The sequence below is a fragment of the Photobacterium sp. SKA34 genome (assembly GCF_000153325.1).
Classification (GTDB): domain Bacteria; phylum Pseudomonadota; class Gammaproteobacteria; order Enterobacterales; family Vibrionaceae; genus Photobacterium.
This window is the reverse complement of sequence record NZ_CH724146.1, coordinates 41641-64557: the sequence shown is the minus strand read 5'-3', so window position 1 is coordinate 64557 and position 22917 is coordinate 41641. Positions and strand designations below refer to the sequence as shown.

Genomic DNA, 22917 nt, shown 5'->3' with positions numbered 1-22917 from the left:
TCACGTTATCGACTTAGTCGATTATAGAGCGTCTTTTTTGATACAAAGAACGTGGTATTTACCGTCTTCGATCTCTGCGCCTTCAGTTTCGTGTTCGAAACCTGGGAATTCTGCATCCCATGCTTCTAGTGCTTTCAAGTACTGGATTTGAGGACTTGTTTCGTCACCGAAGTTTTCACCACCCATTAGCATTGGGATGCCTGGTGGGTAAGGGATAACAGAGTTCGCAGCAACACTACCCACTAGCTTGTCAGAAGGTACTAGCTCAACGTCATCAGATACGACGAACTGGTAAGCAGTACGTGGTTTCACTTCCATTTTTGGAAGGCTAGAGTAAGCGTGGTTTAGTACTTGGCTTGGGTTGTGACGAACTAGATACTTAAACATACGCTCGCCAAGATCTTTAAGGCCAAGACCTTTGTACACTTCTGGTGCTGATGCAACTAGCTCAGGTAATAGTGTTTCGATATCTGCGTTAGCATCGTAGTGACGCTTGAATGACAACAATGTGTTGATCAATGTGTCACGCTTACCTTTAGTAATCCCCATTGAGAATAGGAACATTACTTGGAAATCAGTAGTACGTGTTGGTACGATACCGAAACGACCTAGGTATGCAGTCACAAGCGCTGCAGGAACACCTGTTTCTAGGAAATTACCGTTGTCGTCAAGACCCGGAGTTAGCAAGCTAACTTTGATTGGATCAAGCATACACCAGTCATTGTCGATTTCGTCAAAGCCGTGCCACTTGTCGCCAGGAGTCAGTTTCCAGTTCTCTTGGATAGTCATTAGAGACTCAACAGATGCATCTTCAAAGTTAACCTTGTCACCGTTCATTTCTGTAACAGTTTCTGCGTTCCAAGGCTTGAAGAACCAATCGTTGTCATTGGTGTAGTTGTTGAATAGCTGACGCATGTTTTGACGGAAGATGATCGCTTCGCGGTTTACTTCGTCAGTCAGTGTCTTACCACTTTCGCCTTTCATCATGTTAGCCGCAACGTCGTTAGACGCACAGATGGCGTATAGTGGCGATGTTGATGTGTGCATCATGTATGCTTGGTTGAAACGGTCAAAGTTGATCGCGTTTTCACCGTTACGTACGTGAATGTATGATGCTTGAGACAATGCATTCAATAACTTGTGCGTTGAGTGAGTTGCAAATACTGTTGGACCTTTATGGTCTTTAGCATCGCCACGCATTGCGAAGTGGCCCTTGTAGATAGGGTTAAAGCGTGCGTAACCGAACCATGCTTCATCCATGTGAATACGGCTAGAGCTTTCGCCTAGTAGTGCTTCAGTCACTTCTGAGTGGTAACATAAACCGTCGTAAGTACAGTTAGTTACAACCGCGTAGCCTGCTTTTTTCTCATCAGCGTTGAAAGGAATGCCTGCATTTTTAGCTTTAAGTGCAATGCCTTCTTTGCTCATTTGAACTTTGCTGATTGGGCCGATAATACCGTAGCAGTTACGGCTAGGTACCATGTAGATTGGACGTGCGCCTGTTAAGATCAGACCTTGTTCGATTGATTTGTGGCAGTTACGGTCACAAATAGCGATGTCGTCATCTTTCATACAAGCTTGCATGATTGTACGGTTAGAGCCAGAAGTACCAACGATACCAGAGTAAGATTGGTGAGCACCAAATACTTTAGCGGCTTCAACTTCTGAATCTTTGAATGCGCCGCTGTGGTCAAGTAGTGAACCTAGTGCTGCACGTTCGATACCCATATCGGTACGGAATAGATTTTCACCGAAGAATTCAAAGAATTGGTTACCAGCAGGGGTCTTAGTAAAACCAATACCACCTTGGTGACCAGGTGCAGACCATGAGTACTCATGGATGTCGTTGTAGTGCATCATCGCTTTCATGAAAGGCGGTAGTACTTGTGAGCGGTAGCGACGCATTGAAGCAACGATACGACCCGCAACGAAATCTGCAGTATCTTCTAGTACAGAGTAACACTCATCAACACGTTCCATTAACTGGCGGTTGTTAAGAATCGACGTACGAGCGCGTTCTGCTAGTAGAAATACTGGCACTTCAGGTTGACGTGCTTGTAGTGCTGCTAACAAATCTACTTCTTCGTGAGAGTTAACGATTTGCTCTTCTGTTTTTTCTAGTGCTAATACAAGGCTATCGATTTGAGACGCCATAATAACAGCACGTGCATCTTCGTAAGAAGTTGCCGTAATGATTTCGATAGTACGGCTTTCTAATTCAGCGATTAATGATTTAGTTGCACGATCTGCAAAGCTGTTTGGAGTAATGTTTTGGTGCTCAATAACGAGAGCGCGCATTTTATTTGTACTATTATTGTTGTTCATAATAACGCCTGAATAAAATAATTGATGGCAGATGTGTTTTACCGCGACATAATTAATATGAAGAAATAAACGTCTTACCTAATATTTTTAGTAGGGAATAAATAATACTGTTATTAATGTCTATATTAATCTGCAGTGTATTTATTATTTATTCCCATTTTCGTTCTAGCTGGTTATTAATAAATTTCTTTATTATCGAATTTATTAAATTTTTAATTAGTTTACTTGAACTGTTGGTTTAGTATCACGTGCAGCAATGAAGCCATAGAAGATATAACCAAGTAGTGTCAAGATAGTACCGCCGAATACTGCAGTTGCACCACAAGCGTACACACCGTAGATACTGTAAAGAACAGCTAATGTACCCACAGTTGCACCAAGGCGGTATTGCTTTTTAGATACCATATTTTTGCGAAGTAACACTTCCAAACCTGTCATAGATAGGATGTAAGGTACCATGTTAATAAATACGGCTAGGTTCAATAGTGCGTTGAACTGGCTGATCAAGTTTGGAGAAATCGTCATCACAGCAAGGAGCAACTCAGCAATTAACATGATAAGCATACCGGCAATTGGTGCGCCTGCTTTGTTAGTTTTTGCGAAGATTTTAGGGAATAGACCTTCATCTGCTGCAGCTTTAGATACTTGAGCGTTAGTGAACTGCCAGCCAAGTAGAGAACCGATACATGCAATAACCGCTGCTAGTGTAACAATGTTACCTACTGTTGGGTTAAACATGTGGCTGAATACTAAGCCAAACGGTGCAGTAGATGCTGCTAGTTCTGAGTTAGGAATAATACCTTGGATAACACCAGTAGACGCAATGTAGATAACCGCTGCGAAACCTGTACCAAATAGTACTGCAAGAGGTACGTTACGCTCTGGATTTTCAACAGCATCAGAGTTAGCACCTGCAGATTCAATACCTAGGAATGCCCATAAAGTTAGTGCGATACCTGAAGATACTGAGTGCATTGTAGTGTCATGGTGTGGATTCCATGCGCTCATGAATGTTTGTGGATCGAACCACCACCAACCGATCATAGATAGACCAAGTACAGGTAGAATAATACCCCAAACAGTGAATGCTGAGATTTGACCTGTGATCTTAGGACCACCAAAGTTAGCAATCATCGTAATGATAAGAATTGCACATACACCGAAGAAAGTGTGTACTGGTGTATCTAGCCAAGGCATAAATGGCTTAATGTAACCAACAGCTGATACGGCAATTGCTACACAACTAATTACTAGACATACATAGTATGTGTAAGAAGAGATAAAGAAAGATGATTTGCCGTGTGCTTCTTCTGCGTAAGCTGACATACCGCCTGAACGTTTACAAAAAGCACCACATTTAGCAAACGTGTAAGCAATACACATTGCACCTATTGCTGTAACCACCCAAGACAACATTGAAATTGCACCAACTTGAGCCAAGCTCGCTGGTAGCATAATAATACCGGAACCCATCATGTTAACTGCAACAAGTACAGTTAAGCCGACAAGGCCCATTTTTTTAGTGCCAGTATCTGATGACATATATTCACCTATGATTAGAAGGTAATAACTACAACAAAAATAAGTAGCTATTGTTATATTTAATAAGACCCAATCCATGGTGAATTCATTAATAACATTTAGGTTATTGTTTATTATTTTTCAGTAGGGGGAACGAACTAAAAAATAACTCAGATATAAACCTTGGTTATTAAGACTTATATATGAGAGTGAACTCTTCATCCCTTCGATGGAGCGTATAATGCGACTGTTTTGCTAAAAAAAAAACGTTAATTTCGGAATGAAACGTTCCATTTTTAGTGTTAAAAATGACAAACAGTATCGTTATTCGATCAGCCACTATCGTGAACAATGCCAGCTTATAAGTTATTGTTGTCAGGTGTTTTTTTAAAATAGCAATGAATAACAAGAGGTTGAAAATCTCACCGAATGAGATTCATCATACAAAATAGGCTAGGAAAGAGAATAACTAAAATATAGTTATTCACTTTTTGTGCGGTTAAATGCCATTTAAATGACGTTTATTTTTTTCTTATGCAGGGTTAATTTTTATTTAATGACAATAAAAAGTACTTTTTAGTAAGAAATCGGCGTCATTTTGAGAGGTATAGTAAAAACTTAAACGATACGTTCAGGATTCATTAATAATAAATATAATATTAATGATGTCTTTAATCGTTTTTTGTAATAAAAGACCGTCATTATTTTCAATAAAAATACTCATTTTATTTATTATGCCTTTAAATCATGTTTTAGGTTTTGGCGGTAAATAAATGAAGCGTAAATTCGGCTTTTCTCTTATAGAGTTAGTCATAGCTATTATTATCTTAGGTATTTTAGCTGTGATTGCGGTACCCAAATTTCTGCAAATACAATCCGATGCTCGTAAGGCTGATCTCCATCAGCTAGTCGGTACCTTGCAATCAACATCTGCAACCGTAAACGCCAAAGCGATGATGAGTGGGAAAGAAACAGCTTTAGTGATTACTGTTGATGGCATATCGATAGCGAATGGTTATCTCACAGCAACGAAGAGCGGTATTGTTCAAGCGCTAGCCTCACCGAATATTTGGTATCATTATCCTATTGATATGAAAAACTCGCGTTAGGCGATCATGTATGGAGTGATTGGGCTGGCAGTAAGCTGAAGCTGAATATGGGGATGATGGTCTTTTCATTAAAAGACCTATCAGGACTTTCACAAAAACAGATTTTAGATACGCATTGTTATGTACCTTGATTTAGCTGAGGGAGCGGAAGTGTCTGGTCATACGCCTCCCGTTCCCGACATTGGTGATAAATCTTTATCAGGCTGGCGAAATAAACTGTATCAGTTCCATAAGAAAATTTGGCAGGAAGGGATTTGCCCTTATGTATTAACGGCCTTTCATTTAGAGAGTTATTTTAATATCTGCCATCAAGCAACAGATAATAAAGCCCATAATCAGAATGAGCCTAATTTGCTAAATGCCCCCGACGATTACAGTCGTTGATGATAAATGCTGAGACACTATCTATAACTATCAATGAAAAAGGCGCTAAATGAGCGCCTTTTTGATGTTGTTTTGAGAAGAAACACTTAAGCTGGAGTCACGCGTGAAGTGCCATCGTCAGAAATGTTAACTTGAACACGCTCACCATTATGGAACATGACGTTTGGATTAACTTGCTGCACGATAGAGACGGTACGACCACTGTTTAGCTTAATGGTTAAGTTAACACCATTACGTTTTGTGACTTGCTCACCCGCTTCATTACCTAGATAACCGCCGAGTAATGCACCACCGATGGTTGCAATTTCAGAGCCTGTCCCACCACCTACGCCAGAGCCTAAAATACCGCCAATAGCACCACCGGCAAGTGTACCAATACCATTACCATTACCATTTAATGTGACCGACTGGGTGCGAACCACAGTACCGTAATATACTTCTTGCATCTGGCGTGCATCATTAACATTGTAAGCATTACCATAAGGATTGGCTGCACAGCCTGCGAGACCTAGCGTTGATAAAATCACGGTTAAGGCAAGTATCTTTGTTTTCATGTTGTTTCTTCAATAAAAATACAGTGTTTAAATATTGGGTGTAATTTGAGCTCATTCGATGAGAAAAGAAAGCACGAAAACTCATTTTACTAAAACAGTAAACATAATGTACTGAATCTGTTAATTCGTTTTCTTATGCCCACTTTTATCAGCATGAAAAGTATCAATAAATGCCGCGAAGTATTGTTGTAACTGTGCTGCTTCTGTTGTGAGTCGCAGTTGAGAAAGTAGCACTATCCCCACCTCACAGGTACATAAATTACCGTCTTGTTGATTACGTCGTAAGGCGTAGTTTGATGCCTGTTGTGGCGTTAAAGCTAAACGCGGCAAGTCACTAAGCCAAGGGCTTTTACGAACCATTTTTTTCGCTTCTTGCCAGGTGGCATCAAGAATAATAAATAGGGGAATTGGTTGTTCAGTTCGTGCTTGAGGTAGCTCGATAGTCGGATGTTGCTCATCGCTTGGGAAAACCAAATAAGCTTGGTAGCGAGGATCACGCAGTTGCGCTAGCAAGTGTACTGGCGGCTCGGTACGTTGCCATACCTCAACGCGGCAATGGGGCAAACTGTTTACCAGTAACTTACCTGTGTTGGTATCTTTATTAAGCTCTCGAGGGTGAGTTAATAACACAAAGTGTGCGGGGCACTGAAGGTGTGGCTCAAGGTTGCAAATACAATTATGCTGAAAGCCACAGCGAGGGCATGACATGGTTATTTCTCCTAACCTCAAATACCCTTGCAGTGTGGCATATATCGATGTCTTAAGTCACGATTGTGATAGTGGCGTTTAGTCTTGTTTTGTCAGCACTAACCCATCATTGCCGATGTGATATTTCTGACCGTTGACGGTTTCTTCTGTTGCGCTGAGCTGCTTCCTACTCGGATCAAAGGTATAAATACGTTCGCTATTGAGCCCATGATGTGAGGTCATCTTTACTTGCAGTTGAGTGTCGCTGATCGCCTGCCAGTTCCCGTTTTCTTTTAGACTTGGATCGCCATTGGTATATTGATATGTGGTTGTCGCAGAGTGATCGCTTTTAAGGCTAAGTAGAGTCGTTAATCCCATTTCTGGCTGACTTTGATACTCACCCACCCAAGTACTATTACTGTCATCGCCACCCAAGCTACTTGGTAACCAACTGGCACAGCCGGTTAGTGTGGATGCGGTAAAGATAAGGGCGAGGGGTAACCGTGAAACTGTCATTTTATTCTCTCTATGGTAGGCTCAAATTCATGAGGAAGTTGGCAGTAATGGTAGAACAATATGGCCTATTGGTTATTTAAAACCGAACCAGATACATTTTCTATAGACACCCTAAAATTACAAAAAGTTTCACCTTGGGAAGGCGTTCGTAATTATCAGGCACGTAATATGTTACGTGACGAGGTAAAATTAGGCGATCAAGTCTTCATTTATCATTCATCGTGTAAAGATGTTGGTGTGGTTGGGATCGCAACGGTGATTAAAGCCTCGTATCCCGATCACTTCCAGTTTGATCCCGAAAGTCCGTATTTTGACCCGAAATCAGATCCAGAGAACCCACGCTGGTTTATGGTCGATATTGAATACCAACGTCATTTACGGTTAGTTAGCTTAAAACGTATGAAAGCCAATCCAGCCTTGGCTGAGATGTCACTAGTAAAAAAAGGCAGTCGCTTAAGCGTGATGCCAGTTACTGACACGCAATGGCAGGAAATTTTAACCATGACCGGGCAGTTCTAAGCTGTTTTCAAGGGGAGTGATATAAGAAAAGGCTGTGTTTAACAGCCTTTCTACGGGTTTTTATGCGTGATTAAGGAGATGCTTTTCTAAGTAGTGCGCTACCGCTTCATCAGCACTCGAACCGATAACCTCATTATCTGGTAGTGCTTGTTTCACTTTGTCATGAGAGGTGCCCATGATTAAGCCCTTACCTGCCATTGATAGCATTTCAATATCATTCATTCCATCACCAAAGGCAATACAATCATCTAATGTCAGCTCTAGCGCTTTGGCTACAGCAGCTAAGGCATCGCCTTTAGAGACGCCAGCATCCATCACTTCTAAGCACCAAGGTGTGGAGAAAGCGATATTAGCTTTGTCTTTAAACTCTTGATTAAATGCTTGCTCCCACTTCACCATTTTCTCATGGTCAAGATCATCGCGGGTGAAGAAAACTTTTAATACGTTATCTGTCGGTGGGTTCTCAACATCAAATAACTGGTAGTGAAAGCTATCGTGGAATTCACGCAGTGCCTCATTTTCATGATTGAGTAGCCAATGGTCGCCTTGGTATAAGTGAATGTGTAAATCAGGATCGTGCTTTGCTAGTGCAATAACGCCACGGATCACTTCAGGGCTTAAACTTTGTTGAAACACAAGATTACCGTCGGCATCATGCACACTGGCGCCATTTGATGTGATCATGTAAGCAGGGATATCCAGTTCTTCACGCATACCAGCGACATCTATATGGTGGCGACCTGTTGCAAATACAAAATGCTTATCGTGTTGATAAAGACGTTGTAAGACATCTTGAGTATACGGGGCGATCTTATGCTCAGGAGTAAGCAAGGTGCCATCTAGATCTGAAGCAACAATTTTAAACATGTGGACTCTCGATAGTAAAACGGGCGGTAATGATATGTAGCATGCCAAAAAGTGATTAATTCTAAAACAAGTTAATGAGGAAAAAAGAGGCTAAAGTAGGATAATTAGACTTCCGCTTTCCTTTCGTTTGATAAAAACGAAAGTCTGTTAGTGAAGATTAAGCAAAATGCGCCAAGAGTGCCGTAATCGCTTGATTACGGAGCGGATCACTTTCAAATAAGATCTCATGGCGAGAACCTTCAATAATCTGAAAATTACAGTGCCCTGAGCCTTGGTTTAGCCGTTGCTGAAACTGCTGCTGACAGGCGTTATCAACAATTTTATCTTCACTGCCTTGAAGTAAAAGAACAGAGATAGTGATGGTATTGGCTTGCTGAATCGCTTGACGGGCCGCTTTAATACTTTCCCATACCCAGTGATTACTTGCGCCACCAATGCGTAATTCAGGGCGAACATCGTAAAGATCGCGAAACCATTGGTAACGTGTTTGGCTGTGGGTGAGTAAGTTGCCATCGAACGGTTTTGCATAATAGGGCTTTTGACCAATAGCATAGTGAGGTTGACGACAAAATAATTCGGTGATGCCGATCAGTGCTTCGGCAAAGGGCTTTAAGTGAGGTTTAACATAGATGCCATGCATGGGTGCACTAAGTACGGCGCGGTCAAAAAGAGTGGGATAACGAGCCAGTGCTAAACTGGTTATTGCCCCTCCCATCGAATGACCAAGGATGAAGTGCTGTTTATAATCTTGTGGTTTTACGATGTTTTGCATAAAAAGATGCAGGTCTTCAACGTAGTCATCAAAGTGTTCGACATATCCTAATTCATGATCAGCAACTAATCGTTCAGAGACGCCCTGGCCACGATGATCGAAGGAATAAACGTGGTAGCCTTGTTTAACTAAATCGTAGAACAGCTCTTGGTATTTCCAATAGGTTTCTACTCGCCCATTAACCACGATAATGACTTTATCACTGCGCTTTGGGGTTAAACTGACCCATCCTAATTCACATTGTTTAACGCCAGTGAATTTTCCTTCGTGACGTTGTTGCCACATTTCACTTACCGCATTCGTCATTGTGTGGCTGAAATGTTCTTCTTGAGAAAAAGGGGGAAAAGTCGAAGGTTGACAAGTCATTAAAGCGCGTCCGAAATTTATCTGTTTGAAAAGCATCACAGCAAATTATGGCGTGGCGATTACTGTGGATTAGTCAAAAATGGTATTATTAATACAGTATACCTTATTTATCTAAGACAGAATAAGTGTATCCATATTGCTTTATTTGCTCTATTCAGGTTATAAACGCATTTTATAAATGTCATAAATATTTCACTGAGATCACATGAGTATTGATGTTTGGTTAGCATATTTGCTCGCTGCAGTTATCTTTAGTTTTGCCCCAGGCTCTGGTACCGTAAATTCAATCAGTAATGGGATGGTTTATGGCTGGCGTAAGTCATTAGCCTCTATTATCGGCTTGCAGTGTGGCATGGCTGCACACATCATTCTTGTTGGCATAGGGCTAGGAACTATAGTCGCCGGCTCTGAGTTGGTTTTTACCATTATTAAGTGGCTAGGCGCGGTGTACTTAGTGTGGCTGGGGATCCAAAAGTGGCGCGAGAAGTCAGCATTAGCCTTACACGAATGTGATAGCTCTGTATCGGCTGCTACATTGTTTAAACGGGCAGTGTTTGTCAATTTAACGAATCCCAAAACGATTGTGTTCTTAGTTGCGTTATTTCCTCAGTTTATCAATCCACTAGAACCTCAATTGCCACAGTTATTGGTACTTGGTACAACGACATTAGTCGTTGATGGTTGTGTAATGTTATTTTATGTACTGTTAGCGTCACGTTTTACTCGCTATATCCGTTCAACAACGGTGATGTCTCGTTTAAACCGTTTATTCGGATCTATGTTTATTGGATGTGGTGCTTTACTTGCTTTGGCTCGAGCGTAAATTTTGATGATAGATAAAGGAAAGGTTTGATGTATTCCTATGTTGCTCGTCAGCCAATTTTTAATCGTAAGCAACAAACGATTGGCTATGAATTATTATTTCGTGACGGAGAAAGTAATGCTTTTCCGAATATCGATGCGAGTGAAGCGACATGTCGCTTAGTCATGGAAAATTACATGGCGATTGGCGACAACCGTTCATACAAAGGTCAGAGAAACTTTATTAATTTTCCTGAGCATTGTTTGATTGAATTAATGCCATTATTACTGCCTAAAGATAAAGTTATTATTGAAATCCTTGAAAGTTGTCGTCCAAGTGATGAACTTTTACAGGCAGTTAAACATCTCCATCAAAAAGGCTATATCTTTGCGCTTGATGATTTTGATTGTCATCCTGAATGGCAGCGTTTCCTGCCTTACATATCAGTCATTAAACTAGATTTACTGGCATTAGGCCTTGATCAAGCCTGCCAATATGTAAAAGATAACCAGCACTTGAAAACCAAGTTTTTAGCAGAAAAAGTCGAAACCTATGAGGATTATGCGCAAGCACTCGCTGTGGGATTTCATTTATTCCAAGGTTATTTTTTCAGTAAACCTGAAGTGCTAAAAAGCCGTAAAGTGGCACCATCAGAGCTCACAACGGTACAGCTACTGCATGAAATTTCCAATGATCCGGTGGATTTTTCTCGTATCGAAACCATTATTAGCCGTGACGTCTCCCTGTCCTATTTATTACTCCGTTACGTCAATACCGTGACCAAGCGTTTACGCTCACCGATCAGCTCATTTCGCCAAGCTTTAGTGTATTTAGGTGAAGATAACTTACGCTTATTTATTGGTGTTGTGGCGACCGCACATGCTGCGCTTGAGAAGCCGAAAGAACTTTATGCTTTATCGTTATTACGCGCCAAAATGTGTGAGTTACTGGTGACAAAAGGTGGCATTGTGCTTCGCTCAGAACAAGCCTTTTTAGCAGGGATGTTTTCGTTATTGGATGCTCTGCTTGATAATTCACTAGAGAGTTTACTGAATATGATCCAGCTTCAACCTGAAATTAAATCCGCACTTTTACAACGTAATGGGCGATTAGGGTTAGTGTTGGATGTGGTTGATGCGTTCAGTACTGCAGATTGGACACGGGTAAAGATTTGTTGTCAGGTGCTTGGAATAAAAGAAGAAGTGGTACATGAAAGTTATTTGACTGCGGTTGAGTGGGCAGATAAATGTACCGCGGTGAATTTAAAGCGATAAAAAGTGGGGGCTATGTAGTCTCGCCCCCGAATAGGAATCGTAATATTGTAGTTGGAGAGTCGGAGGGAGCAGCGTCGTTGATACAACGTTACAAGCGCATAATATGGCCGACTAAATCCATATCTGCTTGTTTATTTATTTTCTATTGGCGGTATGCGTTTAACATCCATAGTAGTTTTTCTTGCTCACGGATGTAATCACCCATCAATGCAGCCGTACCTTCATCATCAGCATCACCTGCTTGCACTAAAATTTGACGTTCTAAACGTAGCAAGACACTAAAGCCATTCACTAAGCCTTCAACACAGTCTTTTCCTTGTGTTGCATTGCGATGTTCTTGGATATCACTTACGTCGAGGTAACAGCTGAAACTATGATCTGGCGTATAACCAAGGGTTAAAATACGCTCTGCAAGTTCATCGATCTTTAGCTGAAGATCAGTGTAAATCTCTTCAAACTTCACATGAAGCTCAAAAAATTCTTGTCCTTTAATATTCCAGTGATAGCCACGGGTATTCATGTATAACACTTGGTAATCAGCTAATAATTTATTGAGGTCTGTAGCCAGAGCTTTTGCTTTTTGGGTATCGAGACCGATTAAATTCATTTCGCTAGTCATGCTACTTTCCTTACTTAATTCGATAAATTGACCAAAAGGTGCTTACCTTTCAGAAGATGTGGTCAGTATAGGGATAACGTTATGATAGGTATAGTTGTTAGGTTCTATTGTACCAATAGGTGTTAACTATCTATTGCCGGCTAGATAAGTGAAAGCCACCAGATGAGATTCGGCAAACATTGAGTGGCTTTCTAAGATAGTTATTAATATTTACGCTGCGATTAAATCACCGTGGCAGTTTTGACCATAGCAAGGGGTGATACCACAAATACGGTTACCGGCTGCTTTACCCATCGCATAGCCTTGCTCTAGTTTATCGAGCTTGCGCGTCAGACGCCCAACTTGAAAGTCGTTATTTGGCGCAATGACGGTAATTTTACAATCTTTCGGTGGGTGATGAATAAAATCGAGCGCGGCATTGTAGCGCTGTGCACGTTTGATCACCGCATCAGCAAACGCAGGATGATCATGGAACATGGATTTGATCAGCCATGGCACCTTGGTTTCTGCTTTGTGGAAACCTAAAGGTTTAGACAGTACTACCGTGATATCACGGGCCCCGCGACGGTAAGCTTCGATCACAGGGATAGAATCTGCTATGCCACCATCACTCATTGCAATGCCATTAATCGTAGGGTTATGACGATAAGCAATGGGTAAGGCACAGGTCGCTTCCATCAAGGGGGTCACGTTATTACGAGTGACTTCAATGTACTCAGCTTTGCCAGTTTCTAGGTTTGTTGTGGTGGCAAATAAAGGAATTTGGCGCTGCTCATATTTGTGTAAGTTGAGTGGAAGATGGCGGGTACTGGTTCGCCATAGCCAATCAATATCAGTGAGGTGTCCACCATGAGTAAATCGTGAAAAGTTAATAAATTCAGGAGCACGGGAATATTCGGTAATGATTTTATGGCTGCGACCGTAATTACCACACAGGTAACCAATGAGGTTGGTTGCCCCTGCTGACACCCCAATCGCAAAATCAAAGTCTAAGTAGTTGTTATCGAGAAAGGCATCTAATACACCACTAGTAAAAATACCGCGCATTGCGCCACCTTCAACGACAAGCGCTCGTGAATTTTCTGCTGTGCTCATACCAAACTACCCATAACTAGAATCAAGTGACCAATATCTCAAGAATAAAGCGAGCAGGGTTGTAGGGACAGTCGGTTTTTCTTATCGGTGTGATAGGAAAAACTTAACCTTTTTCTGCTTGGATGGTGGTAACACTTTGGCTCAATACTTTAATGCACTCAGAAAGTGCTGGATTTAAGGTTTTACTGGCGGGATAACAAAGCCCTAAACGGCGAAACATGCGTGGGCCTTCTAATGGAACGGTCACCAATTGATTGGCACTTTCCAGTACCCCTGTAGGCAAAAATGAAATGCCGAGACCTGCTTGAACCAAGTGCATAACTTGAGTTTTATGCTCAGCTTTTGCAACGAGATTAACGGATAGGCCATCACAGGCGAGTAAGCTGATGGTTTGCTGATGGGCTTCACAAGGTGGGCACTCAATAAAATCATGCTGATGTAATTGCTCAGGCGAAACTGATGTTAAGTTTGCCAACGGGTGATCAGGCAACATGCAAAGCACATAGTCTTCATCCCATAGCGGCAAAAAGATCTCATCTTCTGCTTTGAACATATCGAGAGTTAAGCGAGCATCGGCAGGCTTTTCGTGATCAACCAGTTCGAGCGATAAATTGGCAATGTTGTGGTGCAAGGTTGCAAATACTTTCGCCAGTTGGCTTTGGCTTAAATCGGGAAAATTTGCCAAGGTTAATGGTAAGCGCTCGGTGCGTTGCTGGAACAATTGCGGCAAGGTGTTAACGTCGTTAAGTAAGCGGATTGCTAAGGGATATAGGTAGTGAGCTTCATCGGTGACATCGACCCCTTTTTTATGACGCAAGAACAGCACAGTATTCAGCTCTTGCTCTAGTTGCTTGATGCCATTGGAGATCGACGGTTGAGAAACAAAACAGCGCTCTGCGGCAAAGGTGATATTTTTTTCTTCATAAACCGCAATGAAAAAGCGTAGTAGTCGTAAATCCATCGTAAGTTACCTGAATATGATGCTAAGTGAGCAGATTATCATAGGAATCGAGTAAGCGGGAAAACAGGCATAAAAAAGCCGGACATGATGTCCGGCTAAAGGGGGATTACAGGTTAACCTGCGATGTTGTAGTAAGTATTAGCGCCTGGGCCGACAGGGATACCCAGTAAGAACACCCAAACATAGAACATGATGCTCCAGCCAATCACGAATACAATCGAGTATGGCAGCATGGTTGAGATCAGTGTACCTAGACCAAGGTTCTTCTGGTAGCGAGTGGCTACAGCTAAGATCATACCGAAGTAGCTCATCATAGGGGTGATGATGTTGGTAACAGAATCACCGATACGGTATGCCGCTTGAATTGTTTCAGGCGCGTAACCTACCAGCATTAACATTGGAATAAAGATAGGTGCGGTTACCGCCCACTGCGCTGATGCCGAACCAATCATTAGGTTGATAAAGCCACACATTAGGATGAAGGCGAAGAACAGTGCAGGACCTGTTAGACCAATCGATTGTAGGAAGTCTGCACCACCTACCGCAAACACCTGACCGAAGTTAGTCCACTTAAAGAACGCCACGAATTGTGCTGCGAAGAACACGAGTACAATGTACATACCCATCGATGACATTGACACAGACATCGCGTTGATCACATCACGGTCGTTCTTCATTGTGCCTACTACTTTACCGTAAACAAAACCTGGGATGGCGAAGAACACGAAGATAAATGCCACGATACCTTTAAGGAACGGTGAGCCAGCCACTAAACCTGTTTGTGGGTTACGTAAAATACCGTCAGCAGGGACAATGGTTAGTGCAAGTAGCGCAGCAACAGCTAGCGCTGCAAGACCTGCCGCTTTCAAACCTTTCTTTTCAATCGCAGTTAGCTTGCCCATTTTATCTTGGCTTAGATCATCACTAGCTTCAGAGGCATCGTATTTGCCTAGTTTCGGCTCAACGATTTTCTCGGTAACGAATGCACCCATGATGGTGATCGCAAAGGTTGAAGCAAACATGAAGTACCAGTTCACTTCTGGGCCAACAATGTAGTTAGGATCGATCATCTGTGCTGCAGTTTGGGTAATACCCGAAAGTAGGGGATCAACCGTACCAAGTAATAGGTTGGCACTGTAACCACCAGACACACCAGCAAAAGCGGCAGCAAGACCAGCAAGAGGGTGACGACCTAGAGAGTGGAATAGCATTGCCGCAAGTGGGATAAGTACTACGTAGCCAAGCTCTGATGCGGTGTTAGAGATAATACCGGCAAATACCACAACGAGGGTTACCATGCGACGAGACGCCCCCATCACTAAACCACGCATAGCCGAAGAAAGTAGGCCAGAGTGTTCAGCAATTGCGACACCTAACATGGCAACCAGTACGGTACCTAGTGGTGCAAAGCCAGTGAAGTTTTTCACAAGGTTTGCCACGATAAGTTGCAAGCCTTCAGCATTAAATAGGCTGACCACGTGGATCATACCGTCTGCAGCACGACCTGCCGCGCCTTCTGGTCGAGGATCGGCAACAGAAACACCGAAATAGCCTGCAATGCCAGAGGCAACTAAAATCGCGACACAGAAGATAGCGAAGAGTGTGATTGGGTGAGGTAATAAGTTACCTAACCATTCGACGGTATCAAGAAAACGGGTAAAAAGTGTTTTCTTAGGTTGTTGTTGTGAAGCTGATGAATGCATCACTACCTCCAATATAGTTTTAATCCCATCAATGGGTGCTGCTTTTGAGAATGAGATGTTATATCGCAAAATATTGTGAAATCAATGTTAAATTGTTTCTAATTGTAAATGATTGATAAATAAGTCTTTTAAATGTAATTGAGACAGGGTTTTTAACTGCATGTTAATGTTATGTTTTTTTGTTGCGTAAAAATACTTTCAGTTAGATAAGAAAAGCCAATAAAAAATGCTCTTATCCATAATTTTTTTTGATGATAAACCTAAGAAATCGATATTTTTCACTTCTCTCAATCCGACCTATAGTGAATGCATCAACAACATGCCGGCCTGTTGAATATTTTTCGAATTATCAGAGTAGGAAAGTCTTATGTCTAAATCTTTAGTTGTTATTACGGGCGCAAGTTCGGGGATTGGTGAAGCAACAGCACGTCAATTGTCTGCAGAAGGTTATCCATTATTATTACTTGCGCGTCGTGTTGAGCGTATGGAAGCAATGAACTTACCTAATACACTATGTCGAGAAGTAGATGTGACTGATGCGCAAGCCATCCAAGCAGCCGTTGCTGAAGCGGAAGAAAAGTTTGGTCCTGTAGATTGTTTAATTAACAATGCTGGCATGATGTTACTTGGTCTGGCTGATGAACAAGATCCAGCAGAATGGCAAACGATGTTTAATGTTAATGTGATGGGTATGCTAAACGGTATTCACGTAGTATTGGCAGGCATGAAAGTACGTAAACACGGTACAGTGATCAACATTAGCTCTATTGCAGGACGTAAAACCTTTCCTAATCATGCGGCTTATTGCGGAACTAAATTTGCTGTTCACGCGATCACTGAAAATATCCGTGAAGAAGTTGCTGACGATAATGTTCGCTTTATTACCATTGCACCAGGTGCTGTTGAAACTGAATTACTGAGCCATACCAGTAGCAACGCAATTAAAGCAGGCTATGAAGAGTGGAAAGAAGGCATGGGTGGGGTGATTGCACCACAAGATATTGCTAATGCGATTAGCTACGCATATAACCAACCACAGAATCTATGTATTCGTGAAATTGTGCTTGCCGCAACGCGCCAACAACCATAATGCGTTGTCGCTGAAGGTGGCAATGTCAGCATGTCGTGAGTAATGTTAATAAAGACGCGCTTATTCAATACATGTTATTGATCCCCTGTTATATTTAAAGAGAAGTTATTGGTATCAGTGATATTAATAACTTCTCTTTTTTGTATCAGAGGTATAGGTAATGAGAGAAAAGGTTGGGTATTTTGATCTTCTGCGGGTGGTTGCGGCCATTGCTGTAGTTGTGATCCATGTTTTAGGGCCATATCGAGAACAATTAGGGCAAATACCTAACTGGGAATGGATCACCGCGATTACTTTTAACAGTTTTAGTCGTTGGGCTGTGCCTGTGTTTATTATGATCACAGGTGCGCTAATGCTCAGCGATGCACGTCCATTTGAAGGACGCTATTATTTCAAGCGCCGTGTCGGTAAAGTGTTGATCCCATTTGTTGTTTGGTCTGTTTTCTACGCTTTCTTCTCGGCTTTTTCTGCCTCTGGCACTAGCTTTTCGACCAGTTGGAAGCTACTGACTGATATGCCTTTTCATGAAACTTATTACCACCTAGGTTTCTTTTACTACTTTATTCCTTTATATGTCATTGTCCCTTTTTATCAATGGGCGGTACAACGTATGGAGCCTGGACAAGTTAAAGGGGTGGTGATGGTATGGCTGGTGATCACTGGATCGTATTTGTACCACATTGATGGTTTATGGAGTGAAACTTACCTGCTATACAGTGGCTATTTAGTCCTGGGCTACTGTCTGTACAAATATCATTGGCCTGCGATGAAGTGGCTTATTCCTTTAGCAATTGTGGCTTTGTTGATGACAGATTATATGGTGGTGAGCCATAGTTTAACGGCTGGCGAATATAAAATTGGTCGCTGGTTATCATATAAAACCCTGAATACGGCAATAGCTGCTGCAGGCGTCTTTGTTTTGTGTCGTTACATGTTTGATAAATTTAGTGAGAGTGCGCGATCTCGATTAGCAGTGTTGAGCCGCTATAGTCTAGGCGTGTATTTGATCCATCCTATTTTCTTATGGCCATTGCGAAATTATGATTGGTATTTTGCGAACCCTCTGATTGCTATCCCTGTTTGGACTGTGATAGCGGGGGGACTTGCATTAGGGACAAGCTGGCTATTAAGCCGCAGTCCTAAAACCGCTTGGTTGGTACCATAAAATAAAAAAGCCTGACGATGTCAGGCTTTTTTATTGCATCATATTGGCGGTTTAAATAGCGTTAATCACGTTGTAAGGCAAAGTGAATAAACTGCTGTCCACGGTAGGTCATAGTGCCTTTATCTCCCGGGTTCAAAGCATGGTAATAGTGGATACCCACCATAAATTCACGCTTTGGTCCTCCTGATATCGGCTCAACATAAATCCAATATTCTTCATCTTCTTCACCCGCTTGAGCGCCGATGATTTTATTGCTCTGTTTATCGAGGATCATAACGTCGAGTTTTTTTTCTGGCGCGCCAAGCCCCAGCGTATGTCGACGATAGCTAAAAATAAAATAGCCAAATGAGAAGATAAATAGAATGCAAATTGCCACGATGATCCCTGTTGGCATAACACTAACTCCTTGAACGATGAAAGACAGTTTCTTGGCTATTATTCACAATCAGTGAGATATCACTAATCAATGGATAGAAAAGCGTGATCTATATGCGACAAAATGAAGCAAATTTTATGTTACTTGTCTTGCATATTGGCACTTTAGTTGTAAGGTAAAGATATAGCCTCAACAAGGAGTGGGCTCATGATTGATATTGAGCAAGTGATTGATCGTTCTCGCCGTATTGAAGATTTATTACGTCAGCATTATCACGCGAAAGGCTCTGACCTTCAGCAATTAATTATCAGTTGTGAAGATCGCCTACCACATGATGTGCTAATTAAGCTGAATAAGGTTGCTGAATTAAATAAACAATTCACCTCATCAGATACACTAGTTGATTCTAGTGATGAATTTATCAAATTATGTAATTGGTGTGAGAAAGAGCTAGCCCCGCGAAGTAGTCGCCTGGTATGGGGAGTGGCTATTACATTATTATGTGGCTTTACGCTTGCGGCAATATGGTTTTATAGCGTGAATTGGCACCATATTAAGTTGTAAGCGTTAAATATTAGATTTTTCTTATTAGGCCCGGTGCAGTAATGCGTCGGGTTTTCTTTTATTTAAAAATCAAAAATTGTAGGAATTTAATACGAATCTTAACGTTTTGTGACGCAGATAAAAAAATGGCGCCAATAGGCGCTATTTTTTTGAAATTGATAATTCTTTTAGTAAAGAACTGGCAATGTCATTAGGCCTACAACAACTGCAATCATCATAAGTCCCTGTTTTTGTGAAGGTGTCATTATTTTGTTATCCTTTTTCTGTGTCTATTTTTTCTTGAAAAAAAGAATAACATTTTTTTAACCGGCTTGGCAATTGAAATCAGTGAAAAACTTAGATAAAAACATTTTAAAATCAAGATAAAGCTTTTAAATGGAAGAAAAATAGAAGTTTATTGTTTTTTTTACTATGAGAGTTTTCGTTCTCCTACTTTTTTTTGTTTTTATATTGTTGATTTTAAATTGTTATTTTATTTTTCATTACGGGTGTGAATTGTTTAGTTGTCAAAATAAGTGTTTATGTTATCTAGACTTTTGTCCTTTTGTTTATTCTAACTTTTCTGTAGAGATGCTTGTTTTTTTTATAACTAAATCTGTCGTTTTTTGTGTTTATTATTACCTAAACGCCTATTTGGATTGTGTTTTTATTTTTTGGTGGTTTATTCACCAAGGTGATATGCGTTAAAAATAACGGTGATAGCATGATCTTTCTTTCTTATCTTTATGTTTTATTTGCGTTTTTTTTATTGGCTTTATAGTGTCCTTGTCGTTGCGATGTTTTTTGTAGATATAAAGTGATAAAAAATTAATAAAATAGCTTTTTACGAGAGATGAACGGTTGCTTTTACAATCTATCAAAGATGTATTGAGAGCTATTATGAGGTGGTTGTACGCTATTTCTGATTATTGAGATGGCAAATACAATGATATTTGCTCACCTTTACAAAGAGTGTATTTAAAATCGTAGTGAATGTCTGATTATGTGGTTATGTATTATATTTTTAGCGGTATTGCACATTACTGCGGCTTATCGTGGACCACGCTGGCTTTACTATGTCAGTAAACCGTTAACGGTTATGTTGATGGTAATACAATGTGTATGGAGCGGTGCCCCGAGTTTTTATTACTGGGCAATTGTTGTAGGGCTTTGCTTTTCAATCATTGGTGACATTTACTTAATGTTGCCAGCAGAACGTTTTCTCGCAGGCCTGGTGAGCTTTTTTCTTGCTCATGTTGCTTTTACCGTCGCATTTGTCAGTCAATGGCAAGGCACAATAAGCTGGTGGTTACTTGCGCTTTGTCTTGCCATCGGGATTGTCGTTTTCTTACTGTTGTTACCTTCTCTAGCACCACTACAAACGCCAGTTGCTTTCTATATACTCATTATTATGGCGATGACCTTTGCTGCTGGGCAGTATTGGTTGTTGTCCCATAGCCAAGCTGCACTATTTACCATTGTTGGCGCTATTTTATTTGTGCTATCAGATCTTACCTTGGCTGTTAATCGTTTTAAGGGTGAGTTCGGTGCCGCAACGGCGATCATTATGTCGACATACTTTATTGCCCAAGGTTTATTTGTTGGCTCGGTACTCGTTTTATAGCTTGTCATTTGAGGAGTTATCTATGTCAGAGCAATGGCAGTGTATCTATAGTGCTTGTAATAGCTTGTAATAGCTTGGAAGCGCATAGCGTAAAAGGGTTATTAGAAAGTGAGGGAGTTAATACACGGTTAACGGGTGAGGCGTTAGGTGCCGCGATGGGAGAGCTTCCAGCAAATGTTGTTGAAGTGAAAGTGTGGGTTGAACAAGGGCAATGGCAGCGCGCACAAGGGATAGTTAGTGATTATGAACGCACTGATTACCATGATTGGCATTGTTCGCAATGCGGTGAAGTGAACCAAGGGCAATTTGAACTGTGTTGGAATTGCCAATGTGATCGCGATCAAGAGCCTTAATCGAGATGAAAAGTAAGTATCAAATCAACGTGCAAATGATAAGAAAACCCAGCCGTCTTTAACCCCTTCGTTAATTCTTTTTATTACTTGATAAATGTTATTCCAAATAATCTTTTTATTGTCTAATTTTCAGCTATTGAGTATTTCACGACCTCTTTTTACTGTTACTAAATGGTAATAATCTTTTGTTTTTATACTGTATTGTTGTTTTGGTGTAATTATTCATAATGCATCCATCGAAACGCACAAGGCGTTCAAAAACATAAAAGCATAAGGTTTTATTACTCATGAAAACAGTTATTAAAGCAACTATCGCAGCCGCTATCATCGCTATGTCTTACAATGCTTCAGCAAAAGATGGTGCGTTCACTGGTAATGTTCAATTTCAAAAAGCAGCGGTGAACGGCTTGAATGCAGGTCACTACCAAAAACAAGGTACCGCAGAGCGTTCACACTCAGGTGTGGTATTCACTCAATCAGCATCACAACTTACCTTTGCTGAAAAGTTACTGTCTGCTGCAGATAAATAAGCCGCAGATATCGGCAAGCAACAAAAAAAGCGAACCCTATGGTTCGCTTTTTTATTATTTTTTATTTACTTACATCATATGCTTACGGCGGATATCAAGTAGGGCGAAGATACCAAAAATTAAAATGGACCACTTTTCCCAGCCGGACATGTTAATTTTGTCACCAAATGCGCCAATAAATATCAGCATTTGTAAGCCATGCATCATAAACAAGAACGCTGTCATGATGTACAACGCCATGGCAGCAACGCCAGGGAATGGGTGAACGATATTAATCAGTAGTACCAGCCAAACAAAGGCTATGGCAAGTTTTGCGATAAGTATTAGCGCCTTCATGGTTCCTCTCTTGCAAATAAGCGGTAGCAAACCTGTCCTGCCGTTTTTTCACGGTATAGGTGCCAATGGCTTGGCGTTATCAGGTTGCCCAATTCCTTTTCTGCTTCAATATAAATCATTGCATGGGGAGCAAGCCAGCCGTTGTTTTCCAATGCGGCGATCACGTCTTGAATAAGATCTTTTCTAAATGGGGGATCAATAAAGACTAAATCATGTGCACGTCCTTGTTGTGACAAAAACGTTAAGCTGTCACCATTAACCACAGTGGCATTTTTTGCCCCAACGGTTTTTAAGTTTTGCTCTAATTGATTCGCGGCTTTTTTGTCGAGTTCAAGCATCGTTACGCTTTCAGCACCACGAGAAAGAGCTTCAAAACTTAAACCGCCGCTACCAGCAAACAGATCAAGGCATTTAGATTGATAAATGTCTTGCGCTAACCAGTTGAAAAGTGTTTCTTTTACACGGTCAGTGGTCGGACGTAGTCCTTCGACATCATGAACGGGTAATTTGCGTCCACGCCATTGTCCGCTAATGATGCGAACGAACCCGCCAGGACGATTATTTTGTGGTTTGCGAGTTGTTTGTTGTCTACGCTGCGTCATAGATTTTTTTGACCGTTAAGAAAATGATAGTATACACCTGTTTTTAGGCTGCAAATTGTACCAATCAAGCGCTAGGATTCGCCAATGGCAGAAAAAAAGAAACGCGGTTTATTTTCATGGCTCGGATTTGGCTCTGAAGATAACGATGCTCAAAAGGAACAAACTACTGAACATCAGGTAGTGGATGGGGCTACTGATAGCCCTGAATCAACACATTTCTCTGA

At 41.2% G+C, this 22917-nt stretch carries 25 protein-coding genes; 11 read left to right on the top strand and 14 right to left on the bottom strand.

All coding sequences use genetic code 11. The features are described from left to right. Nucleotides 1-21: 21 nt before the first annotated feature. Nucleotides 22-2325: an arginine decarboxylase gene (gene adiA, locus SKA34_RS21140; protein ID WP_006647466.1), complete on the bottom strand. Its 2304-nt coding sequence runs from the start codon at nucleotides 2323-2325 to the stop codon at nucleotides 22-24. A 216-nt stretch (nucleotides 2326-2541) separates the two neighbouring features. Next, nucleotides 2542-3867, bottom strand: a complete 1326-nt coding sequence (gene potE, locus SKA34_RS21135; RefSeq protein ID WP_006647465.1) for a putrescine-ornithine antiporter — start codon at nucleotides 3865-3867, stop codon at nucleotides 2542-2544. Between the two features lie 752 nt (nucleotides 3868-4619). Between potE and SKA34_RS23845 the strand changes: the two genes are divergently transcribed. Together SKA34_RS23845 and SKA34_RS23755 are read left to right on the top strand one after the other, a co-directional pair. Beyond that, nucleotides 4620-4955 carry a prepilin-type N-terminal cleavage/methylation domain-containing protein gene (locus SKA34_RS23845; protein WP_006647464.1) on the top strand — a complete coding sequence of 112 codons (336 nt, stop codon included), beginning with the start codon at nucleotides 4620-4622 and terminating at the stop codon, nucleotides 4953-4955. 150 nt (nucleotides 4956-5105) lie between these two features. After that, entirely contained in the window at nucleotides 5106-5339 is a 234-nt protein-coding gene (locus SKA34_RS23755; protein ID WP_232284293.1) for a hypothetical protein, read from the top strand. An 86-nt stretch (nucleotides 5340-5425) separates the two neighbouring features. Here the strand turns inward: SKA34_RS23755 and SKA34_RS21120 are convergent, their stop codons facing one another. The 3 genes from SKA34_RS21120 to SKA34_RS21110 form a co-directional block, all read right to left on the bottom strand. Continuing rightward, nucleotides 5426-5893: a glycine zipper 2TM domain-containing protein gene (locus SKA34_RS21120; protein WP_006647462.1), complete on the bottom strand. Its 468-nt coding sequence runs from the start codon at nucleotides 5891-5893 to the stop codon at nucleotides 5426-5428. 120 nt (nucleotides 5894-6013) lie between these two features. Next, nucleotides 6014-6601 carry a tRNA-uridine aminocarboxypropyltransferase gene (locus tag SKA34_RS21115; protein WP_006647461.1) on the bottom strand — a complete coding sequence of 196 codons (588 nt, stop codon included), beginning with the start codon at nucleotides 6599-6601 and terminating at the stop codon, nucleotides 6014-6016. A gap of 78 nt (nucleotides 6602-6679) precedes the next feature. Further along, on the bottom strand, nucleotides 6680-7096 hold the full coding sequence (locus SKA34_RS21110) for a hypothetical protein (RefSeq protein ID WP_006647460.1): 417 nt from the start codon (nucleotides 7094-7096) through the stop codon (nucleotides 6680-6682). A 60-nt stretch (nucleotides 7097-7156) separates the two neighbouring features. Here SKA34_RS21110 and SKA34_RS21105 point away from each other — a divergent pair, with 60 nt between their 5' ends. Beyond that, on the top strand, nucleotides 7157-7615 hold the full coding sequence (locus tag SKA34_RS21105) for an EVE domain-containing protein (protein ID WP_006647459.1): 459 nt from the start codon (nucleotides 7157-7159) through the stop codon (nucleotides 7613-7615). 60 nt (nucleotides 7616-7675) lie between these two features. Here SKA34_RS21105 and SKA34_RS21100 read toward each other — a convergent pair whose 3' ends face one another. Together SKA34_RS21100 and SKA34_RS21095 are read right to left on the bottom strand one after the other, a co-directional pair. After that, nucleotides 7676-8482 carry a Cof-type HAD-IIB family hydrolase gene (locus SKA34_RS21100; RefSeq protein WP_006647458.1) on the bottom strand — a complete coding sequence of 269 codons (807 nt, stop codon included), beginning with the start codon at nucleotides 8480-8482 and terminating at the stop codon, nucleotides 7676-7678. A 157-nt stretch (nucleotides 8483-8639) separates the two neighbouring features. After that, a complete protein-coding gene (locus SKA34_RS21095) occupies nucleotides 8640-9560 on the bottom strand; it encodes an alpha/beta fold hydrolase (protein WP_006647457.1) in 921 nt (306 codons plus the stop codon). Between the two features lie 265 nt (nucleotides 9561-9825). On the opposite strand from SKA34_RS21095, the gene rhtB reads away from it, so the two are divergent. Together rhtB and SKA34_RS21085 are read left to right on the top strand one after the other, a co-directional pair. After that, the gene (gene rhtB, locus SKA34_RS21090; protein WP_006647456.1) at nucleotides 9826-10443 is read left to right on the top strand and encodes a homoserine/homoserine lactone efflux protein; all 618 of its coding nucleotides are present in this window, start codon (nucleotides 9826-9828) and stop codon (nucleotides 10441-10443) included. A gap of 29 nt (nucleotides 10444-10472) precedes the next feature. Continuing rightward, a complete protein-coding gene (locus tag SKA34_RS21085; RefSeq protein WP_006647455.1) occupies nucleotides 10473-11696 on the top strand; it encodes an EAL and HDOD domain-containing protein in 1224 nt (407 codons plus the stop codon). Between the two features lie 142 nt (nucleotides 11697-11838). Here SKA34_RS21085 and SKA34_RS21080 read toward each other — a convergent pair whose 3' ends face one another. The 4 genes from SKA34_RS21080 to SKA34_RS21065 form a co-directional block, all read right to left on the bottom strand. Beyond that, the gene (locus SKA34_RS21080; RefSeq protein WP_006647454.1) at nucleotides 11839-12315 is read right to left on the bottom strand and encodes a Dps family protein; all 477 of its coding nucleotides are present in this window, start codon (nucleotides 12313-12315) and stop codon (nucleotides 11839-11841) included. A 210-nt stretch (nucleotides 12316-12525) separates the two neighbouring features. Then, on the bottom strand, nucleotides 12526-13410 hold the full coding sequence (locus tag SKA34_RS21075) for a patatin family protein (RefSeq protein ID WP_006647453.1): 885 nt from the start codon (nucleotides 13408-13410) through the stop codon (nucleotides 12526-12528). Nucleotides 13411-13513: 103 nt separating this feature from the next. Next, complete coding sequence (locus SKA34_RS21070; protein ID WP_006647452.1) at nucleotides 13514-14371, bottom strand: LysR family transcriptional regulator; 858 nt, start codon at nucleotides 14369-14371, stop codon at nucleotides 13514-13516. A 113-nt stretch (nucleotides 14372-14484) separates the two neighbouring features. After that, nucleotides 14485-16074, bottom strand: a complete 1590-nt coding sequence (locus SKA34_RS21065) for an AbgT family transporter (protein ID WP_006647451.1) — start codon at nucleotides 16072-16074, stop codon at nucleotides 14485-14487. Nucleotides 16075-16441: 367 nt separating this feature from the next. Between SKA34_RS21065 and SKA34_RS21060 the strand changes: the two genes are divergently transcribed. Further along, on the top strand, nucleotides 16442-17164 hold the full coding sequence (locus SKA34_RS21060) for an SDR family oxidoreductase (RefSeq protein WP_006647450.1): 723 nt from the start codon (nucleotides 16442-16444) through the stop codon (nucleotides 17162-17164). Nucleotides 17165-17324: 160 nt separating this feature from the next. Then, nucleotides 17325-18329: an acyltransferase gene (locus tag SKA34_RS21055; protein WP_006647449.1), complete on the top strand. Its 1005-nt coding sequence runs from the start codon at nucleotides 17325-17327 to the stop codon at nucleotides 18327-18329. A 61-nt stretch (nucleotides 18330-18390) separates the two neighbouring features. Here the strand turns inward: SKA34_RS21055 and SKA34_RS21050 are convergent, their stop codons facing one another. Then, on the bottom strand, nucleotides 18391-18723 hold the full coding sequence (locus SKA34_RS21050; RefSeq protein WP_005372057.1) for a DUF2500 domain-containing protein: 333 nt from the start codon (nucleotides 18721-18723) through the stop codon (nucleotides 18391-18393). Between the two features lie 189 nt (nucleotides 18724-18912). Here SKA34_RS21050 and SKA34_RS21045 point away from each other — a divergent pair, with 189 nt between their 5' ends. From SKA34_RS21045 to SKA34_RS21030, 4 genes are all read left to right on the top strand, one after another. Next, nucleotides 18913-19269: a hypothetical protein gene (locus SKA34_RS21045; protein ID WP_006647448.1), complete on the top strand. Its 357-nt coding sequence runs from the start codon at nucleotides 18913-18915 to the stop codon at nucleotides 19267-19269. Between the two features lie 982 nt (nucleotides 19270-20251). Further along, nucleotides 20252-20872 carry a lysoplasmalogenase gene (locus tag SKA34_RS21040; RefSeq protein WP_006647447.1) on the top strand — a complete coding sequence of 207 codons (621 nt, stop codon included), beginning with the start codon at nucleotides 20252-20254 and terminating at the stop codon, nucleotides 20870-20872. Nucleotides 20873-20922: 50 nt separating this feature from the next. Further along, the gene (locus tag SKA34_RS21035) at nucleotides 20923-21225 is read left to right on the top strand and encodes a DUF2007 domain-containing protein (RefSeq protein WP_006647446.1); all 303 of its coding nucleotides are present in this window, start codon (nucleotides 20923-20925) and stop codon (nucleotides 21223-21225) included. Between the two features lie 287 nt (nucleotides 21226-21512). Further along, a complete protein-coding gene (locus tag SKA34_RS21030; protein ID WP_006647445.1) occupies nucleotides 21513-21755 on the top strand; it encodes a hypothetical protein in 243 nt (80 codons plus the stop codon). Nucleotides 21756-21824: 69 nt separating this feature from the next. Here SKA34_RS21030 and SKA34_RS21025 read toward each other — a convergent pair whose 3' ends face one another. Together SKA34_RS21025 and rsmD are read right to left on the bottom strand one after the other, a co-directional pair. Then, nucleotides 21825-22091, bottom strand: a complete 267-nt coding sequence (locus SKA34_RS21025) for a DUF1145 domain-containing protein (protein ID WP_005372036.1) — start codon at nucleotides 22089-22091, stop codon at nucleotides 21825-21827. Further along, nucleotides 22088-22693: a 16S rRNA (guanine(966)-N(2))-methyltransferase RsmD gene (gene rsmD, locus SKA34_RS21020; RefSeq protein ID WP_006647444.1), complete on the bottom strand. Its 606-nt coding sequence runs from the start codon at nucleotides 22691-22693 to the stop codon at nucleotides 22088-22090. Before rsmD ends, SKA34_RS21025 begins: the two co-directional genes overlap by 4 nt. Nucleotides 22694-22917: the final 224 nt, after the last annotated feature.

Bases quoted from the DNA above. Each gene is read 5' to 3' on its own strand.
- adiA (WP_006647466.1), bottom strand. From the start codon at position 2,325: ATGAACAACAATAATAGTACAAATAAAATGCGCGCTCTCGTTATTGAG.
- potE (WP_006647465.1), bottom strand. From the start codon at position 3,867: ATGTCATCAGATACTGGCACTAAAAAAATGGGCCTTGTCGGCTTAACT.
- SKA34_RS23845 (WP_006647464.1), top strand. From the start codon at position 4,620: ATGAAGCGTAAATTCGGCTTTTCTCTTATAGAGTTAGTCATAGCTATT.
- SKA34_RS21120 (WP_006647462.1), bottom strand. From the start codon at position 5,893: ATGAAAACAAAGATACTTGCCTTAACCGTGATTTTATCAACGCTAGGT.
- SKA34_RS21115 (WP_006647461.1), bottom strand. From the start codon at position 6,601: ATGTCATGCCCTCGCTGTGGCTTTCAGCATAATTGTATTTGCAACCTT.
- SKA34_RS21110 (WP_006647460.1), bottom strand. From the start codon at position 7,096: ATGACAGTTTCACGGTTACCCCTCGCCCTTATCTTTACCGCATCCACA.
- SKA34_RS21105 (WP_006647459.1), top strand. From the start codon at position 7,157: ATGGCCTATTGGTTATTTAAAACCGAACCAGATACATTTTCTATAGAC.
- SKA34_RS21100 (WP_006647458.1), bottom strand. From the start codon at position 8,482: ATGTTTAAAATTGTTGCTTCAGATCTAGATGGCACCTTGCTTACTCCT.
- SKA34_RS21095 (WP_006647457.1), bottom strand. From the start codon at position 9,560: ATGACGAATGCGGTAAGTGAAATGTGGCAACAACGTCACGAAGGAAAA.
- rhtB (WP_006647456.1), top strand. From the start codon at position 9,826: ATGAGTATTGATGTTTGGTTAGCATATTTGCTCGCTGCAGTTATCTTT.
- SKA34_RS21085 (WP_006647455.1), top strand. From the start codon at position 10,473: ATGTATTCCTATGTTGCTCGTCAGCCAATTTTTAATCGTAAGCAACAA.
- SKA34_RS21080 (WP_006647454.1), bottom strand. From the start codon at position 12,315: ATGACTAGCGAAATGAATTTAATCGGTCTCGATACCCAAAAAGCAAAA.
- SKA34_RS21075 (WP_006647453.1), bottom strand. From the start codon at position 13,410: ATGAGCACAGCAGAAAATTCACGAGCGCTTGTCGTTGAAGGTGGCGCA.
- SKA34_RS21070 (WP_006647452.1), bottom strand. From the start codon at position 14,371: ATGGATTTACGACTACTACGCTTTTTCATTGCGGTTTATGAAGAAAAA.
- SKA34_RS21065 (WP_006647451.1), bottom strand. From the start codon at position 16,074: ATGCATTCATCAGCTTCACAACAACAACCTAAGAAAACACTTTTTACC.
- SKA34_RS21060 (WP_006647450.1), top strand. From the start codon at position 16,442: ATGTCTAAATCTTTAGTTGTTATTACGGGCGCAAGTTCGGGGATTGGT.
- SKA34_RS21055 (WP_006647449.1), top strand. From the start codon at position 17,325: ATGAGAGAAAAGGTTGGGTATTTTGATCTTCTGCGGGTGGTTGCGGCC.
- SKA34_RS21050 (WP_005372057.1), bottom strand. From the start codon at position 18,723: ATGCCAACAGGGATCATCGTGGCAATTTGCATTCTATTTATCTTCTCA.
- SKA34_RS21045 (WP_006647448.1), top strand. From the start codon at position 18,913: ATGATTGATATTGAGCAAGTGATTGATCGTTCTCGCCGTATTGAAGAT.
- SKA34_RS21040 (WP_006647447.1), top strand. From the start codon at position 20,252: ATGTGGTTATGTATTATATTTTTAGCGGTATTGCACATTACTGCGGCT.
- SKA34_RS21030 (WP_006647445.1), top strand. From the start codon at position 21,513: ATGAAAACAGTTATTAAAGCAACTATCGCAGCCGCTATCATCGCTATG.
- SKA34_RS21025 (WP_005372036.1), bottom strand. From the start codon at position 22,091: ATGAAGGCGCTAATACTTATCGCAAAACTTGCCATAGCCTTTGTTTGG.
- rsmD (WP_006647444.1), bottom strand. From the start codon at position 22,693: ATGACGCAGCGTAGACAACAAACAACTCGCAAACCACAAAATAATCGT.